This is a genomic window from Vibrio sp. 2132-1, from assembly GCF_033344315.1.
Map to the genome: position 1 here is coordinate 121,669 of NZ_JAWPON010000003.1, position 14,400 is coordinate 136,068.

General features: G+C 44.7%; 11 protein-coding genes and 1 tRNA gene. 5 read left to right on the forward strand and 7 right to left on the reverse strand.

Annotation, left to right across the window (positions count from 1 at the left end):
- The first annotated feature begins 8 nt into the window (after positions 1 to 8).
- Positions 9 to 293, forward strand: coding sequence for a YeaC family protein (locus R8N47_RS04035; protein ID WP_005380700.1), 285 nt, complete (start codon positions 9 to 11; stop codon positions 291 to 293).
- A 95-nt stretch (positions 294 to 388) separates the two neighbouring features.
- Here R8N47_RS04035 and ansA read toward each other — a convergent pair whose 3' ends face one another.
- A complete protein-coding gene (gene ansA / locus R8N47_RS04040; RefSeq protein ID WP_017635822.1) occupies positions 389 to 1,402 on the reverse strand; it encodes an asparaginase in 1,014 nt (337 codons plus the stop codon).
- Between the two features lie 164 nt (positions 1,403 to 1,566).
- Positions 1,567 to 3,417 carry a signal peptide peptidase SppA gene (sppA, locus tag R8N47_RS04045; RefSeq protein WP_005380705.1) on the reverse strand — a complete coding sequence of 617 codons (1,851 nt, stop codon included), beginning with the start codon at positions 3,415 to 3,417 and terminating at the stop codon, positions 1,567 to 1,569.
- Between the two features lie 224 nt (positions 3,418 to 3,641).
- On the opposite strand from sppA, the gene R8N47_RS04050 reads away from it, so the two are divergent.
- Entirely contained in the window at positions 3,642 to 5,654 is a 2,013-nt protein-coding gene (locus R8N47_RS04050; RefSeq protein ID WP_064354211.1) for an NADPH-dependent 2,4-dienoyl-CoA reductase, read from the forward strand.
- A gap of 60 nt (positions 5,655 to 5,714) precedes the next feature.
- Here the strand turns inward: R8N47_RS04050 and R8N47_RS04055 are convergent, their stop codons facing one another.
- Complete coding sequence (locus R8N47_RS04055) at positions 5,715 to 7,031, reverse strand: MFS transporter (protein WP_064354210.1); 1,317 nt, start codon at positions 7,029 to 7,031, stop codon at positions 5,715 to 5,717.
- Between the two features lie 173 nt (positions 7,032 to 7,204).
- On the opposite strand from R8N47_RS04055, the gene R8N47_RS04060 reads away from it, so the two are divergent.
- Entirely contained in the window at positions 7,205 to 7,753 is a 549-nt protein-coding gene (locus R8N47_RS04060) for an NAD(P)H nitroreductase (protein ID WP_005380711.1), read from the forward strand.
- 103 nt (positions 7,754 to 7,856) lie between these two features.
- Positions 7,857 to 9,824: a DNA topoisomerase III gene (locus R8N47_RS04065; protein ID WP_017821143.1), complete on the forward strand. Its 1,968-nt coding sequence runs from the start codon at positions 7,857 to 7,859 to the stop codon at positions 9,822 to 9,824.
- 44 nt (positions 9,825 to 9,868) lie between these two features.
- On the opposite strand, the gene R8N47_RS04070 is transcribed toward R8N47_RS04065, so the two are convergent.
- Entirely contained in the window at positions 9,869 to 10,075 is a 207-nt protein-coding gene (locus R8N47_RS04070) for a hypothetical protein (RefSeq protein ID WP_005380717.1), read from the reverse strand.
- 183 nt (positions 10,076 to 10,258) lie between these two features.
- Positions 10,259 to 10,948, reverse strand: coding sequence for an SDR family oxidoreductase (locus tag R8N47_RS04075; RefSeq protein WP_064354209.1), 690 nt, complete (start codon positions 10,946 to 10,948; stop codon positions 10,259 to 10,261).
- Between the two features lie 271 nt (positions 10,949 to 11,219).
- Here R8N47_RS04075 and R8N47_RS04080 point away from each other — a divergent pair, with 271 nt between their 5' ends.
- Positions 11,220 to 12,143: a histone deacetylase gene (locus R8N47_RS04080; RefSeq protein ID WP_064354208.1), complete on the forward strand. Its 924-nt coding sequence runs from the start codon at positions 11,220 to 11,222 to the stop codon at positions 12,141 to 12,143.
- Between the two features lie 194 nt (positions 12,144 to 12,337).
- Here R8N47_RS04080 and R8N47_RS04085 read toward each other — a convergent pair.
- Positions 12,338 to 12,428, reverse strand: a tRNA-Ser gene (locus R8N47_RS04085).
- A gap of 156 nt (positions 12,429 to 12,584) precedes the next feature.
- Positions 12,585 to 14,393, reverse strand: a complete 1,809-nt coding sequence (locus tag R8N47_RS04090; RefSeq protein ID WP_064354207.1) for a DUF3413 domain-containing protein — start codon at positions 14,391 to 14,393, stop codon at positions 12,585 to 12,587.
- Between the last annotated feature and the right edge of the window lie 7 nt (positions 14,394 to 14,400).

Below are 14,400 nucleotides of genomic sequence, written 5' to 3' on the forward strand. Positions count from 1 at the left end.
GGTACACTATGGACGCAGAACAACTATTACAAGCGATGACTCCAGAAGTTTATGATCGCTTAGTCTATGCAGTAGAAACGGGAAGATGGCCTGAGGGTACAACACTTTCTAAAGAGCAGCGAGATTCGTGTATGCAAGCTGTGATGTTGTATCAATCAAAACATAATACTGATGCGCAGCATATGACGGTTGCAGCCGGTGGTGAAATCAGTTTTAAATCAAAACAAGAGCTTAAAAAACAATTCAGCGGAGAAGAGAGCGATATTGTTCGTGTCAATCCGAACATTGATTAATCCTTACGCCTTATTTCTCAAAATTTTATTATTTTGATTTTGAAAGAAAAAAGCCCAAATTGTATTGGGCTTTTTAGATCGTAGAAAGCTTGAACTTACAGGCTCATTTCACCACGCAGTACTTGTTGCATTCTCTCTTTTACTTCTTCGTAAGAAAGGTTTTGGCTTAGAAGGTAGTGTAGTTTTGCCAGCGCCGCTTCGGGCGTCATGTCAAAGCCACTGATAACACCAGAGTCTGCGAGAGCACAACCTGTGGCATATCCGCCCATATTCACTTTACCTGCCAAACACTGAGTTAGGTTTACGACAATAACGCCGCGCTCAGAGGCTTCTTTCAGGTGACCAAGCAGCTCAGGGTTCTGAGGAGCATTACCGACACCAAAAGTCAGAAGAATCATCGCATTCACGGGCTGACGAAGCGTGTTGCGGATAACTTCGTGTGAAATACCAGGGTACATGGTGATCACACCGATTGGTTGTGGCGTGATGTTGTGAACCTTAAACTCACCTTCTGGTTGTGCACCAACGGTTACGCTGTTGCTAACTTGAATATTGATCCCAGCTTCCAATAGTGGAGGAAGGTTTGGTGAAGTAAAGGCATTAAAACCGTCTGCATGAGATTTTGTACTGCGGTTACCACGCATCAATTGATTATTGAAGAACAAAGTTACTTCGTTGATCGGGTAGTTTGCCGCAATATGTAGCGCGTTTAATAGGTTTGCTTGGCCGTCAGAACGCAGCTCTGCGAGAGGGATTTGTGAACCCGTTACAATCACTGGCTTACCAAGGTTTTCAAGCATGAAAGACAATGCGGACGCTGTGTACGCCATGGTGTCAGTACCATGTAGGATAACGAAACCATCGTATTTGTCATAGTTGTCACGAATATCATTCGCAATCTGCTGCCAGTCAGCAGGTGTCATATCTGATGAGTCAATCAGAGGGTCGTATTCGTGGATGGTGTAATCCGGCATTTCAGGACGATGGAATTCGGGCATGCTTGCTAATTGCTTTTCCATAAAGCCAGCAACAGGCACATAGCCGTGGTCGGATTTTTGCATTCCGATGGTACCACCGGTGTAAGCGATGTAGATGTGTTTTCTAGTCATCGTTTTTTCTTTCGTGTAGGGGAACAGAGGCGGGGATTATATACCTAAATAACCTTGAGATGCGAGGCTATACGCACAGCATCAGAAAGTCATCTGAGGAGATGCAAAGCCTAATAAAAAGGGCACTTCAAGTAGAAGTGCCCTTTGTAATATTGATGGAAAAACTACTGCACTTGGCAGTTCAAACAAAATGCGTATTGACCTTTAGGATCGTTGAAGCTTTGGAGCAAGCTTGCGTCTTGTTCGAATTGTTGAGCTACGGGTTGAAGACTTTTTGGTAGCAAGCTTGTTGCATCAATACCTAGAGAGACTTTCACCTGTTTCATAAACTCTTGTAGAAATAGTTCAGTAGGTGAAAGAGGCTCTTCTACCCAGTAAATGCCATAATCGGTCACGTTCGCTAGTTTCGCCGCTAGCTCTACAGCATCATCAAAGTCACCCATTTGATCGACAAGACCAAAGGATAGTGCATCTTGGCCAGTCCAAACTCGACCTTGAGCAACTTTGTCAACTTCCTCTAGAGACATATCGCGATTCTCGCCAACTAGAGAAATAAAGCGCTTGTAACCGTGCTCGATACCTAACTGGAACACTTGAGACGCGCCCTCAGAAAGGCCAGTGGTAATACCGTCACCTGAGAACGGCGATGTGCCAACGCCATCAGTATTAATACCTAACTTGCTAAAGCCTTTTTCAAACGTGGTGATGACACTAAATATACCAATGGAGCCCGTCAGGGTTGTTGGCTGAGCAACGATTTTGTCTGCGCTCATTGAAATCCAATAACCACCAGAAGCGGCCAAACTCGACATGGATACAACAACCGGCTTACCTGCTTGCTTCAGAGCTTCTACTTCGTTACGAATCACTTCAGAAGCAAAGGCACTGCCTCCTGGACTATCTACTCGTAACACGACCGCTTTCACTTTTTCATCATTGCGTGCTTGACGCAGCAAGCTTGCGACCGTGTCACCACCAACAGTTCCGCGAGGTTGTTGACCGTCCATAATCGCGCCACTGGCTAGAACAACGGCGATGTCGTGTTGAGGTAGTGTGTAATCAGGACGAATCGTTGCAAGGTAGTCGTAGTAACCAATCGCGTTGTAGCTGTCTTTGCCGTCGCTACCAAACTGTTTTGCAAATAGAGTGCGAATGTCTTGGCGTGTCGCGAGTTCATCCACTAGCCCCAATTTGACTGCGAGCTGAGCAATATCGCCATTTACAGACTTCATCTCGTTAATCAGCTCATCCATGGTTGGATTAAGCACTTTCGCATCAATGTTTCGGTTTGTTGTTACGTCATCAACAAAAGCACTCCATAATTGAGTAACCCAACGTGTTGCTGACTCTTTCGCCGCATCGGACATGTCATCACGAATAAAAGGTTCGATAGCGGATTTATAAGTACCTACGCGAAAAACATGAGTAGAAACGTCAAGCTTTTCAAGTAACGTTTTGTAGTACATTGAGTAAGCGCTGTAACCTTTAATCAATACACCACCATCAGGTGCCAGATAAACTTTATCGGCGTAACTTGCCAAGTAATATTGGCTTTGGTTGTAGAAATCACCTACGGCGTAAACGGGTTTGCCTGATGCTTTAAATTCGTTCAACGCTTTCGCGATGTAACGTAGTTTCGTGAGATTTGTTTCTGGCATGTCTCGCAGTGCTAGCACTAATCCAGACACTTTAGGATCGTCTTTCGCGTAGCGAATAGTATCAACGATATCGAAAAGGACGTTTTCTTTCGGTAACTCATTACCCAAAAGGGAACCAGCAAAAGAGTCCATTGGGTTTACATAACGTCTTTGTTCGACAATTGGGCCTGAAAGGTTCATCACCAATGCCGATTCTTTTTCGACGACAGGTTGACCGTCTCCGGTATAAGTAAAGGCAAAGTAGAAAACGGCAATCATCAGCAAGAAAATTAGGTTTGCCAGTGCGAGTCTGATGAAAGTGATACTTTTCCATATCCCTTTAAATATCAAACCAATAAATTTGAAGAGTTTTTTCATCTTGTCTCCATAACGAGATAGTTACGCCGAGTCTAACAAAGTATGGGTTCTTATCTCTAAGATCTCAAAAGATAACATTTTTTTAGCTTATCACGACCACTCAACAATTGGCATATTTTCACACGAGATTGATCGGTGTTACAAAAATGTAAACGCTTGTTTGATTTTTTGGTTGAGCAGGCTTAATCTGGTCAGACCATGATAATAACAATGGATGTTAAGTGATGTCTGCCATGTACCCAAACCTATTAAAGCCACTGGATCTCGGTTTCACACAATTACGAAACCGAGTTCTGATGGGATCAATGCACACGGGCTTAGAAGAGCACAAAGAAGGATTACAGAAGCTCGCTGCTTTTTATGAAGAACGCGCGAAAGGCGGTGTCGGACTGATTGTAACCGGAGGTTTTTCTCCTAACTTACGCGGTCGTTTACACCCGTTGAGTGCTGAATTCAGCAAGCCAAAACATGCTAAAGCCCATAAAGTTGTGACAGAAGCGGTGCACAAGCACGGTGGTAAAATTGCGTTGCAAATTCTCCATGCTGGGCGTTATGCAATGCATCCATTCTCGCAAAGTGCATCTGGCATTAAAGCGCCAATTGCAAAGTTTGCTCCGAGTGAAATGAGCGACCGCCAGATAAAGAAAACCATCGACGCGTTTGCTAATAGTGCGGAGTTAGCACAGCTTGCTGGTTATGATGGCGTCGAGTTAATGGGCTCGGAAGGTTACTTGATAAACCAATTCTTATGTAAACGTACAAATATGCGTTACGACGAATGGGGTGGCAGCTATAAAAAACGTATGCGTTTTCCGCTAGAAATTGTTAAAGCGGTACGCAAGGCGGTAGGTGACAAGTTCATCATCATCTTCCGTCTTTCTATGCTGGATCTTGTCGAGCAGGGCAGCACTTTTGAAGACGTTATCGAATTGGCGAAAGCACTTGAAGAGGCTGGCGTCACGATTATTAATACGGGTATCGGTTGGCATGAGGCTCGAATTCCGACAATTGCGACTCAAGTACCACGCGGTGCGTTTACATGGGTTACGGAAAAAGTTAAACCTCACGTTTCGGTTCCTATTATCACTTGCAACCGTATAAATACGCCAGATGAAGCAGAACGTATTTTATCTTCAGGTCATGCCGACATGGTTTCGATGGCGCGCCCATTCTTGGCCGATCCTTACTTTGTTGCTAAAGCCGAACAGGAAAAAGCGCAGTTTATTAATACGTGTATTGGTTGTAATCAGGCGTGTCTAGATAACGTGTTTAAAGGTAAGCGCGCCAGTTGCTTAGTGAACCCTCTAGCGTGCTATGAAACCGAAATTGTTGTTGAACCAGCCTTTAAAAAGAAAAACATTGCAGTTGTTGGTGCTGGACCTGCGGGCTTGGCTTGTGCGACCACACTGGCTGAACGTGGCCATAAGGTTGATCTGTTCGAAAAGAACGACCGCATCGGTGGTCAGTTCCGTCTTGCGATGCAGATCCCTGGTAAGGAAGAGTTTCGAGAGACGATACGATATTTCGCTAACCGTATTGATGAAACAGGCGTGAATCTGCACTTATCGACGGAAGCGAACTATGACTTACTCACAGAATACGATGAGATAGTGATGGCATCGGGTGTTGAGCCACGTAAAGTCAATATTGATGGAATTGAAAACCCAGAGAAAGTCGTCGACTATCAAACTCTCATTCGAGACAAAACGCCAGTCGGTGAGAAAGTGGCTATCGTTGGTGCTGGTGGCATTGGCGTAGATGTCGCGACCATGCTCACAGAGCCAGTTGGACAAACGTTGGATGACTGGTTGCATGAATGGGGAATCGACAAGGAGATGTCTCAGCCGGGTGGTTTATATCCTTACCCTGATGCGGTCAGCGATAAAGAAGTCTGGGTACTTCAGCGTCGTAAAGGTCGTGTAGGTAAAGGTCCGGGTAAAACGACAGGTTGGATCCATAAACGTACCCTTGAAAAACGGGGCGTACATTTAGTCGGTGGCGTGTCTTACGATAAAATTGATGATCAAGGTTTGCACATTCATGTAGATGGAAAAGAACAATTATTGAACGCGGACAAAGTCGTCATTTGTGCTGGGCAAGAGTCTGTACGTCCGTTTGAAGATAAATGGTCTGAACTTGAAGAGAAGATTCATATCATTGGCGGAGCTGACCATGCGGGTGAACTTGATGCTGTGCGTGCGATTCGTCAAGGTGTTAAATTGGCGGTAAAACTCTAGCTTTTTAATGTGTGTTTACCATGAAAGCTGCGCTTTGAGCGCAGCTTTTTTTGTATAGAACTAGTCACTGATATCTGGCAGTTGTTTGGCCATTACTACGCCAACAAAAGTAATAAAAGAGAACACTAACACCACAGCTGAAAGGCTCAAGAAGTTCGACATAACACCAAGAGAGCTCATTAGAAGTAGCATTATCCCAACCACTGTGTTACTCACGGCTACATAGCTCGTCCGTTTGTCACCTTCTGCGATATCAACTAAATAGGTTTTTCGTCCGACTCGTATTCCGTCGTGGGCAATACAAACACAAAAGTAAAGCAGAGGAATCACGAATAGGAAGCTTTGGCTAGCGGTGACCCATGTATCGTAAACAAATAACACAACACCAAGTAGCGCGCTCATCATTGCGCCTATGACCATCACACTGCGGCTAGAGCGATCGGACATTCTTCCCCAGAAAGGACCTGACACAAAGGAGGCTAAGCCACTCGCAAACATAAAGAGAGCTAGCACCCAGAGCTGTCCACCCAGAGATTGCTGTGCCAGCACAACGTAGTACGGTGCACTCAGCGCAGAACATAAAAATAGTGTCCGCGTGATAACGAATCGACGAAAGGTCACGTCGGTCTTAAGTAACGCGAGTTGTTTAAATGCTTCGAGGACGCCATTTCGACCACCGTCTACCTCACCGGCATACTCATTAATTCGCGCATAGACGAATGCCGCGATGAGCCATATGACGCCCGCTAAGCCTAAACTCAGACCGTAAAAGCGCTCTGTCGGCTCTACGTCCCATAACCAGGCTAGTGCCAGAAGGCTCGCGAAAAGCAGCGTAACCAGGCCAGCAGCGCTTGAAGACCAGCCGTTGACTTGACCTCGTTGGTTTTTAGGGATGGTTTTGCCCAATACATCTTTTGATGCGACGGAATTTAAACCGCGTGAGAGGCTGAAGATCACAAGGCATGCAATCACACCATAACCCGCAGCTGCTCCTGTTAGAGTTAATGCGACCAATCCGATTGCAAATATGGAAAGAGCCTGCAAGATACTGCCAATTACCCAGACCCATTTTCTTACTGGAATGCGTCGGATGTAGTGCGCGATGCTAAGTTGTGGGATAAGGGATCCTGACTCACGAATAGGAACCAGCCAACCAATTAAGTAAACCGGAGCCCCGAGACTTTGTAGTATCCACGGCAACGTGACTTTAGGATTGATTAACGCATCGCCGACTTTCGTTAAAAATTGAGCGAGAATGATTTTAAGAAAGTTGCCGGGAACTTGATGACAAGCTGATTCAGGAATCGCCTTACAGGCACGGGCATCTTCGTCATTAACGATCTTTTCGTAAATGCTGTTTTGTTTGTCCTTGTTCATCAACCTGCCTATGTTCAACTTATTCATTTCGCGAATAAATTAACATTAAACCCAGATTGATGTTAAGTGAAGCACGTTATCAAGCCCACAGAAAACCGGTTGTTATTCGCAGGAGCAGATTGTGCTAAAGTGGCGTAAACAAAATAACAACGATATTCAATAAGGATTCTTTCATGGACGCTCTCGATCTTTTGCTCAATCGCCGATCTATCGCGAAGTTATCCGCGCCTGCACCAGAAGGTAAAGCTCTTGAGAACATCATTCGTGCTGGCCTTCGTGCGCCTGACCATGCGGGATTAACCCCTTGGCGTTTCGTTATCGCACAGGGCGATGGTTTGAAAAAACTGTCAGATATCTTGGTAAAAGCGGCAGAAGCTGAAAATAGTGATGAAGCGGTGGTCGAAAAGGTAAAGAATGCCCCATTTCGCGCACCAATGGTGATCACGGTGATTGCTAAAGTAACAGAACATGAGAAAGTACCAGCACTAGAGCAACACTTATCTGCGGGATGCGCTGTACAAGCGATGCAAATGGCAGCCGTAGCACAAGGCTTTCAAGGATTTTGGCGCTCAGGTAAGTGGATGTTCCATCCAGAAGTTCATCAAGCATTTGGTTTAGAAGGTGACGATGAGATTGTTGGTTTCTTGTACTTAGGCACGCCTGGTTGTACACCGATGAAAGTTCCTGAGCGTGACCTTTCTCAGTTTGTTGAATTTCTATAACTGAAAACTTAAATAAATTGACTGTTTATTTATACAGTTTTTCTTGATTTATTAGGGCTACATTCGATAATGTGGCCCTAATTATATTTATTTCCAAAACGTTATGTCTCGTCTGTTTATTGCTGAAAAACCAAGTTTAGGCCGTGCGATTGCCGCTGCACTGCCAAACCCTCAAAAGAAAGATCAAGGATTCATCCGCTGTGGGAACGGGGATATCGTTACTTGGTGTATCGGCCACTTACTCGAACAAGTCGAACCCGACGCTTACGATGAGCGTTATAAAAAGTGGAATATGGCAGATTTACCAATTGTTCCGCAGCAATGGCAGCTCAGACCGAGGAAAAGTGCAAGTAAGCAATTAACAGTGATTCGCAAATTGCTCAAAGAAGCTAACGAAGTCATTCATGCAGGAGACCCTGACCGCGAGGGGCAGCTGTTAGTTGATGAAGTCCTCGACTATTGCAAGTTATCTAAAACCAAGAAGGAATCCACACAGCGTTTGCTGATTTCCGACTTGAACTTACCTGCGGTTAAACGTGCACTCAGTTCTATGCGCAGTAATCGAGAGTTTATCCCACTTTCAGTTTCTGCATTGGCCCGCTCTCGGGCTGATTGGCTGTATGGTATGAACATGTCTCGTGCTTATACCTTGCTTGGTCAAAAAGCAGGGTATCAAGGTGTTCTCTCGGTAGGACGAGTGCAAACGCCAGTTCTTGGCTTAGTGGTGCGTCGTGATGAAGAAATCGAAAACTTTGTCCCGAAGGACTATTTTACCCTACATGCTCTGATCCCATATCAAGATGCCAATGGTACTTTTGATATTCGTGCTCGTTGGAAGCCAAGTGAGGCATGCAAGCCTTGGCAGGACGAAGAAGGTCGAGTATTAAACCGTAAGTTGGTGGAAAATGTTGCAAACCGTATTGCAAATCAACCCGCAAAAGTGACAGAGTCGGAACAAAAGCAAACCAAGCAATCAGCACCATTACCCTATTCGTTATCTGCTTTACAGATCGATGCCGCGAAGCGCTATGGTATGAGTGCGCAACAAGTACTAGATACTTGTCAGGCATTGTATGAAAAGCACAAGCTGATCACTTACCCGCGTTCAGATTGTCGCTATTTACCAATGGAACACTACTCACAAGCAGGGACGGTGACAACTGCTATTGCGAATAACGCAAAAGAGTTGCAAGTTGCCGTTCAGGGAGCAGACTTAACATTAAAGTCCAAAGCCTGGAACGATAAAAAAGTGGATGCGCACCATGCGATTATCCCTACACCGAAGCAAGCTAATGTGAATGCGCTTTCCGGCAATGAGATGAAAGTGTATCAATTGATTGCGCGCCAGTACCTCATGCAGTTCTATCCGGCGGCGGTTTACGCAGAAGCGAAATTGGTTTTCGATATCGCTGGTGGTACGTTTGTCGCGAAAGGTCGTCAGTTAGTTTCGCCGGGTTGGAAAGCGCTAATGGGCAAAACTGACAAGGAAGATGAAGGTATTGATGCCGTGCCACCGCTACCCGAAGGCACCGTGTTAACTTGTCGTGAAGGGGAAATAAAAGACCGAAAAACCGAGCCACCAAAGCATTTTACCGAGGCATCGCTGTTGCAAGCGATGACCGGGATCGCCCGTTATGTTGCGGATAAAGAACTGAAAAAAATCCTTCGTGACACTGATGGGCTAGGCACGGAAGCGACTCGCGCTGGTATTTTGGACACGCTGTTCAAACGCCAACTGCTTACGCGTCAAGGTAAGTCAATTCTCAGTTCTCCTGCGGGAAGAGGTCTCATTCATGCCTTGCCAGAAGATTCAACATACCCTGATATGACGGCTCATTGGGAGCACCAGTTACAAGGTATGGCAGAGAGAAATCAAGCATATCAGCCGTTCATGCAAGCACTGGAACAACGCATTGATAGCTTGATGGCACAAGTAAAAGCAGGCCCTATCCCTGATTCATTACGTCATCTACCCAAGGTGGAACGTCCTGCGTTTAAACGTAAAAAGCGCAGTTATTCAAAGAATGGTGGCGCGACTAAATCTCGTGCAACCAAAGGTAAGCAGGCATAGGACAAGCGCGGCGTAATTAAACTCCGCGCATGCTTGAAAATAGATTACTCGAACAGATCACCGTGGTTTTGGATCGCGCCTCTTACTTCACCTTGAGTTAACACGCGTTTGTCCAGTACCTCTTTCACCTGGTTGCCCAAGTCAACTAATGTATCTCGATTCGCTTGAGTTTGGCGTTTACCAGCACTTCTCAAGCAGTAATTTAGTTCGTGCTCTTCGCTAAAATTAACCAAATCCCTATCTGCTGCCATCGAGCTTTCTCCTTATTTGTTCTACTTTTTCCTAAGTCTGGATTGGATGTAGATAAATTCAAGTTAGATTGCGCGAATTATGCTGGTGGATCACTGATGAACATTATGTTTGCCAACCAAGTCACGATTATGAAGCCTGGCTTTGATGATATTTGGTTTAGTGATGGTTGTGTCTTAATGCTGCTACCAAGGTAACTCAGTACCATCGTAGTTAATAAATCGACCTGAAAGCTGCGGTGTGCTCAGTTCTATCACGTTCGCGAGGCCCTGTGCGGAGGTTTGCGTATCTATCAAAGCATTTGGCCCGCCCATCGCCGTTTTTACCCAACCAGGGTGAAGCGCCAAAACAGTAAACCCTTCAGGTGTTAAATCATTACTTAAGCTTTTAACAACCGAGTTAAGCGCCGCTTTCGATGAGCGATAAATATAGCCGCCACCGGACGTATTTTCGGTCATACTGCCGACTTTTGATGAGATACAAGCAATCTTTTTCATCTTGCCTTGTTGTAAGCGAGGGTAACAGTACTCAACCAGTTTTAACGGAGCAATGGTGTTTACTTCGAAGACTTTACGCCATACTTCTACGTCAGTATTTCCAAAGCCATATCCCTTGGGGCCGTAATATCCTGCATTATTGATGAGTAAGTCGATGGCAGGGAGTTTATCGGCAAGCTTAGCGACTTGTTCGTAGTGCGTGACATCCAGTTCGTGCAAAACTAGATTGCTGAATTGTGAGGCTAGAGTTTGTAGTTCTGAACTGTTCTCTAAGGAACGGCTAGTAGCATGTACTTGGTGGCCTTGCTTCAGGTACAGCTCAGTTAAGCTAAGGCCAATGCCGCGATTTGCTCCGGTAATAAAGACGGTTTGACTCATACAAACACCTATGTTTTTTTGATTTCAGTTGAAAGTCATTGTGTTAGCTAAGCACAATAAAATCAACCAACCACCACGCACCAACAACGAGAGATGAAAATAGGGACAGAGCACAAAGAGAGCCAAACAGTGCGCCGAGAATAGCAAAGAAAGTAGAATTCATATGTATATTAAATTTAATTGATATTGAAAATCATTATCAATTAAATTGCGTTTTATTCAACCCTTTAAGTTGATACTATTTCGTTACCATTGTTATTAAGAATTTCTCATGCTGCCATTTATCTACCACCCGATTTATTCTCAACTTGAGTTGCCAGAGGGGCATCGTTACCCAATTATGAAATACCAGTACCTCTATGAATCGGTATTGGTGCATATAGAGAAAGATAACTGGAAAGAGCACACGCAGTTTTTCCAGCCCGAAGCATTAACTGTTGGGGAAGTAAAACGTGTTCATGACGAGGAATACGTCGAGTTACTTGTTAGTGGAAACATGCCAGCTGCGAAGATGCGCCGAATAGGTTTTCCTTGGAGTGAGTCTCTCATTACCAGAACGCTAACGTCAGCAGCGGGCACGGCTCTGACCGCAAAAAAGGCACTTGAGTACGGTGTGGCCATTCATTTGAGTGGTGGGTATCACCACGCACACAAAGAGTTTGGCAGTGGTTTTTGTTTATTTAATGACTTAGTGATCGCGGCCAGGCAAGCGCTCGAAGTCGAGCATGTCGATAAAGTATTGATCATTGATAGTGATGTTCACCATGGGGATGGAACAGCAACTTTATGTGACGATGAGCCAGATATCATCACGCTTTCTTTCCACTGTGATAAAAACTTCCCAGCGAGGAAGCCTCAGTCTGATCTCGATGTGCCTTTGGTGCGAGGAACAGGTGATGAGGACTTTTTAATGGCGTTTAAAGAAGTGGTCGATATGGCACTTAATCTTCATCGCCCTGATTTAGTTATCTACGATGCTGGTGTCGATATACATCAAGACGATGAGTTGGGATATTTTGATGTTTCGACGCAAGGGATTTTAGAACGTGATAGATTTTTAATGCAAACAATGAAATCTCGAGGTATTCCTGTCGCAGCTGTCGTTGGAGGTGGATATCGAACGAATCATGCTGACCTCGTCCCAATCCATTTGCAGCTTATCAATGCCGCTAAAGAAGTCTTTGTTGATGAGTAGATACAACTAGACGTAAATATCAAATTGATTCAACACTGGAACGAACGAAAAGGGCATTAATTTTTTGTGGGTTCTTTCTGAGTGTGGCGGAGTGCTTAGTTGCGTTCAAGAAGTGATAAGCGATTTGTACAAATCTTTTTAAGTCTGGAGATGCGAAAAAGCCCGCTAATTTCTTAGCGGGCTTTTTCTAAAAGTGGCGGAGAGATAGGGATTTGAACCCTAGATACGCTATTAACGTATGCCGGTTTTCAAGACCGGTGCTTTCAACCACTCAGCCATCTCTCCGTTGTTGAGGCGCATAATATAAGGCTTTGAAAATGTTGTAAACCCCTAGTTGAACTGATTGGATGTTTACTGCGCAAATTTGTGGTTTGTGTTGTTTAAATAAACAAAAAACTCCCCAAAAAGGGGGAGTTTGAATAGTATATGGATTGCTAAGTATTAATCGTTTTTAGAATAAAAACGCTGTAACTCAGTTAAACCTTGCATCAAAACTGGCAACTTCGGTGCATCATCTCGAAGTCGTTTGTAGTTTTTGTCATACAGCTTGTAGTTGCCAAACTTATCGATCACTGTGGTTTGTGAGCTAGTAATTAAGGCAAGCTCGCGAGTATCGCCCGCCAAGATCCAGCGACGACGACTTTCATCGAATAGGTTGCGACCACTACTGTAATCATATGGGTTGGAAGATACGCCGAGCATATCTTGCAACAGTGTAACTGAGAGGTCCAAGTGACTTGTGCTGTGATTAAATTCGCCAGCCAGCATTCCAGGCCAATGGATCACCATCGGAACTTGTAATTGATAACGGCTGTAGTTGCTGTTTGCTCCCCAGCTGTTCGTATTGGTTTCGTTAAATTCACTACCGTGATTAGAAGTGATGATTACGATGGTGTTTGTCAGTTGTCCCGTCGTTTCTAGTTCATCAATAATACCGGCGATAGTTCTATCCGCCGACTTCACTGCATATTCATAAGCTTTTTTGAATCGCTCACTTGCGGGCATTTCTTCGTCATTATTTGAAGGAATCGATTCAAAATTATCAACGGTGGTGACTTCGATGTAACTAAACCATGGCTGACTTGCTTTCTCTGCTAACCATGTATTCCAGTTTGCGATAGATTGTTTATCGGTATGAGCTTGCGTGCCATCTAGGTCTTCCGCTAAGTTCAAGTCGCGGAAAATAATTTCTGAGTAGAGATCATCTTCAAACCCACTGCCACTGAATAAACCAAAGTTGTAGCCCTGATCTTTCAGTACATCGAGCAATACTGGGGAAGCACCTTGCGCCTTGATGCTTGATGCATAACTGGTCGGTAAGCCATAGAACAAACCAAAGGCCCCGTATGTATCATTACTTGAGCTGTAATGATTACGGAAGTTCTGATTGTTTTCAGCAAACTCATAGAGGTTAGGCATCTCTTCTTGGTTCAGCGCATCCGCTCGTAAATTGTTTATGCTGATCATCAACACATTGAGCTTATTAACTCGGCGGTTAAACTCAAGCTTTTCAAGAGGGTAGTTGACTAACTCTACGTTGCCTTCGTTTTCTGCCAAACGTTTTAGGTATTCCTCACGGTCAAGTAGACCATGTTTTTCCATAAAACTCTTCGCCGTCATCGGGTAAGACAAAGGGAAGTTTGAACGCTGGCTAGTAATTGGGTTGTAAAAATACGCATCTGCCCAAATGTAAACCAAATGGCTGGTCATAAAGCTGAGGAAAAAGACGGCCGCGAGAGGGCGTCCTACGTGCTTATGAGATAGTTTGCGCTGTTTTCGCCATACCCATTCGGATAGTGCGAGTTGAATAAGGAAGAGCAGCGGCATCACAACAAATAAATGTTGTAGGTCAGTGCTGAGTGCACTTTTGTCTTCGCTGAATAGTAACTCCCAGACAACGGGAGTTAAGTGCAAATTGATCGACTGATACGCTTGGGTATCAATTAATAATATGGTTTGCCCAACGGTTGCGAAAATCACTGCCACCAAACGGAACAACTTCCGCGATGGCAGGATAAACGTCAACGGGAATAGAACAAGCAAGTAAAGTGCGAAAACTAGAAAGCCAAAGTGACCAACCCAAGAAACCGCCAGATAAAACTGACCAAGTAACGTCTCGGGCCAAGGAGACTGAACAATGTAGCGTGTGCCTATCAACATCGATGCAACGATATTGAAGAATGCAAACCAGTGACCCCAACCAACTAGTCGAGATACACGTTCGCCGTATGAGTTTCCGCTGTCTACCATGTATGTG

Excerpts from the sequence above, each read along its gene's own strand:
- R8N47_RS04035 (WP_005380700.1), top strand. The coding sequence starts at position 9 with ATGGACGCAGAACAACTATTACAAGCGATGACTCCAGAAGTTTATGAT.
- ansA (WP_017635822.1), bottom strand. The coding sequence starts at position 1,402 with ATGACTAGAAAACACATCTACATCGCTTACACCGGTGGTACCATCGGA.
- sppA (WP_005380705.1), bottom strand. The coding sequence starts at position 3,417 with ATGAAAAAACTCTTCAAATTTATTGGTTTGATATTTAAAGGGATATGG.
- R8N47_RS04050 (WP_064354211.1), top strand. The coding sequence starts at position 3,642 with ATGTCTGCCATGTACCCAAACCTATTAAAGCCACTGGATCTCGGTTTC.
- R8N47_RS04055 (WP_064354210.1), bottom strand. The coding sequence starts at position 7,031 with ATGAACAAGGACAAACAAAACAGCATTTACGAAAAGATCGTTAATGAC.
- R8N47_RS04060 (WP_005380711.1), top strand. The coding sequence starts at position 7,205 with ATGGACGCTCTCGATCTTTTGCTCAATCGCCGATCTATCGCGAAGTTA.
- R8N47_RS04065 (WP_017821143.1), top strand. The coding sequence starts at position 7,857 with ATGTCTCGTCTGTTTATTGCTGAAAAACCAAGTTTAGGCCGTGCGATT.
- R8N47_RS04070 (WP_005380717.1), bottom strand. The coding sequence starts at position 10,075 with ATGGCAGCAGATAGGGATTTGGTTAATTTTAGCGAAGAGCACGAACTA.
- R8N47_RS04075 (WP_064354209.1), bottom strand. The coding sequence starts at position 10,948 with ATGAGTCAAACCGTCTTTATTACCGGAGCAAATCGCGGCATTGGCCTT.
- R8N47_RS04080 (WP_064354208.1), top strand. The coding sequence starts at position 11,220 with ATGCTGCCATTTATCTACCACCCGATTTATTCTCAACTTGAGTTGCCA.
- R8N47_RS04090 (WP_064354207.1), bottom strand. The coding sequence starts at position 14,393 with ATGGTAGACAGCGGAAACTCATACGGCGAACGTGTATCTCGACTAGTT.